Source organism: Nocardiopsis sp. JB363, from assembly GCF_900143625.1.
GTDB lineage: Bacteria > Actinomycetota > Actinomycetes > Streptosporangiales > Streptosporangiaceae > Nocardiopsis.
In genome coordinates this window covers 1-2,910 of sequence record NZ_FRFF01000022.1, presented here as the reverse complement: position 1 = coordinate 2,910, position 2,910 = coordinate 1, and the positions used below count along the sequence as shown (strand labels likewise).

The 2,910-nt window shown below is 70.0% G+C and carries 3 protein-coding genes; 2 read left to right on the top strand and 1 reads right to left on the bottom strand.

What is annotated here, in order from left to right; genetic code table 11:
- A partial coding sequence (locus BQ8420_RS04850; RefSeq protein WP_087096605.1) for a hypothetical protein occupies window positions 1-455 on the bottom strand: 455 nt, incomplete at its 3' end.
- Between the two features lie 223 nt (window positions 456-678).
- Here BQ8420_RS04850 and BQ8420_RS04845 point away from each other — a divergent pair.
- Window positions 679-1,164, top strand: coding sequence for a helix-turn-helix transcriptional regulator (locus BQ8420_RS04845; RefSeq protein WP_087096604.1), 486 nt, complete (start codon window positions 679-681; stop codon window positions 1,162-1,164).
- 297 nt (window positions 1,165-1,461) lie between these two features.
- Window positions 1,462-2,910 (top strand): ATP-binding protein (locus tag BQ8420_RS04840; protein WP_143847111.1); only part of this gene is annotated, 1,449 nt, incomplete at its 3' end.

The window sequence follows — 2,910 nt, the reverse complement described above, 5'->3', positions numbered from 1 at the left end:
GGTGTGGGGCGGGGCGTGGTGGTGGGCTTCTCCTGCGCGGCCCGGTACCCGGCCCGGTAGACGGCGGTGGCACCACCGTCGCGGACGGTGACGGGCCAACCCGCGGTGAGTCCGAAGACGATCAGGATGTCGATGGCGATCACGATCGCCGACCACAACGGCATGGCGATGAGGAAGACCAGTTGGGCGAGCGCGTTCACCGAGGCGAGGATGATGCCCAGGACCCGGGCCCAGGTGCTGCCGGTCAGCACCGCCACACCGGCGAGGACCATCAGCACGCCCATGCTCGCGAACAGCAGCCCCCAGCCCTCGTACTCCAGTACCAGCAGCCGTGACTCGGGGGCCAGGAAGAAGCCGGGTGAGAGGAACGCGGTGAACCCCTGGATGATGTTGACGGCACCGATGACGACGAGCAGGGTGCAGACGAAGTACTGCCAACCGTTGGCTGCGCGCATGTGGTGCTCCTTACCGTTCGTCCGACGGGCCGCACGCGGGCCGATGGGGACGGAACCTCGGGTGTACACGGGCGAGCGGCTGCCGGGACCGCCCCTTCATGATGGAATACGTCGCGTAAGGGGGACGGAACCGGTTGCTCTGGATCGGGCAAAGTCCGGCATGTCTCTCCGCACCGATAGTCCGTTCTTACGTAATCCCGTAGTCTTCGCTAGGCTGGGGCTCGTGAGCGAGAGATCGACTGAGAAACGCCTCGCCGACCTGGAAGCCCGGGTCGCCGAACTGGAACAGCGCCCCGAGAACACCGATGCCCTCTGGGCCCTGGAGGGGATCAGGGAACACGGACCCCGGGGCGGATCGGTGGTCTACGCGGGCCGCGTCGAGAGCGATGGGGTCCCCGTCGAATGGCAGTACGGCCTCAGCACCGAAGGAATCGCCGAACTCGACTGGGCCTCCCTCGCACCCGCCCTGGACGCCCTGGGCAACCCCGTCCGGCTCAACATCCTGTGGGCCGTGTGGTCGGGGGTCTCCACCGTCGCCGCCCTCAAGGAGCGGGAGGGGTTCGGCACCACCGGCCAGATCTATCACCACGTCAACCAACTGGCCGCGGCCGGTTGGCTCACCACCCGCCGCCGCGGCCACTACGTCGTTCCCCCCGACCGTCTGGTGCCCCTCCTGGTGATCCTCACCGCCGCCAAGGGCGTGCTCTAGAGGGGCGGTCCCTGGCCGCTCAGACCGACCCCTCGTTCTTCGAGAATTCCGGGGGAGACGAACCTTCCCGTGCCTCCTTTTCTGGAATGCCAGGAAAGGGGGCTTTTCTGTCCTTCCTGTGGATTGACGGCGGTCTGGAATGGCACCTTACGTGCAGGTAGGTGGGTGGTGTTGCGAGAAAGCCCACGCTTCACCCCCGCGTGGTCTACCGTGAAATCGAACCGACCCGGAGAACCTTTTTTCCGGGTCGCTTCCACGACTCCTCCACCCAGGACCCACGCCGCGAGGAACCCATTCATGGCAGCACACCTGTCCGACCGGAAACGCACTCACCCGCGCCCCGGCCAACAGGCTCTCGTCGCACTCCTGATCGCCGCCGCGATCACCGCACCGACCTGGTCCTGGACGGTGATCGAGACCCCCGAAGCGTTGCGCACCACCGTCGCCCTCGCCGGCGGCCTCGTCGCGGTCCTGCTGTGCGCCGCGGTGGCCACGGCGGTCCACCAGGCGGCCGCGGCGCGCAACGCCCGCGCCCACGCCGCTCGGATCGGCGCCGGCGCGCGCACGTTGGAGGAGGAGACCGCGTGGGTCGTGGACGTGCTCCTGCCCGCACTCGCCCACGCCGTCCGCGAGGACCGCTCCCCCCAGGACGTGCCGGCCGAACACCCACGGCCCACCCACCCCTGCGTCGATCGGCTCGCGCAGGCCGTCACCGCGCGGATCGCCACGGCCGAGACCAGGTCGGCCCGGGACCGTAGGGCCCGCACCGAGATCGAGGAACAGGTCGCCGCCCTGGCCGACGTCACGATCCCGCTCATGCGGATGCGCATCGACGAGGACCTGCCCACCGCCCAGGAGGTCCTCGAACAGGAACTCCCCCAGGTGCACCCGACCGTCGCCCACCTGCGCGGACGCATCCTTCAGCGGCTCCTGGCCGGTGACCGGCGCGCGGAACGGGCGATGATCACGACCACCGAGTGCGGGGCGCGCATCCAGGCGCACCTGACCACCCTGCTCGCCCAGCTGCGCGGACTCCAGGAACGCTACGGGGACCGAGGCGACATCTTCGCCGACCTGCTCGAAGTCGACCACAACGTCTCCCGGACCGGGCGCCTGACCGACCGGCTGGTCACCCTCGCCAAGGGCCGGTCCGGACGCCGATGGACCCGCCCCATCGTCATGGAGAGCATCCTGCGCGGTGCCATGGGCCGCATCACCGCTTACCGCCGGGTCCGCCTGCACTACACCAGCAGCATCGCCGTGGTCGGCTACGCGGCCGAGGGCGTGATGCAGGCGCTGGCCGAGCTCATGGACAACGCCGCGAACTTCTCCGCCCTGGGCACCGAGGTGCACGTCTACGCGGAGGAAGAGGACACCGGAGTCACCATCACTGTCGAGGACAGCGGCATGGGCCTGCGCCACCGCGAGAGGGCGCTGGCCGAGAGCCTGCTGACCGAACCCCGCGATCTGTCCACCGTGCCCTCGGGACGGGTGGGGCTGGCCGTCGTCGGGCGCCTGGCCGACAGGTACGGACTACGGGTGAGCCTTCGACCCTCCGCCCGAGGCGGTATCGGCGTCGTCGTCCTCATCCCGCCCAACCTGCTGACCGAGCCGCGTCGTCCCCGCCCCCGACTCCGATCGAGCCTGAGCGACACCGGGACATCGCTGCCCGCCCTGGCCCGCTCCGCGGCCGGCCCCCAGCCCGGCACCGAACCGCCGCCGCCCGCCCGGTCGCTGCCCCAGGAC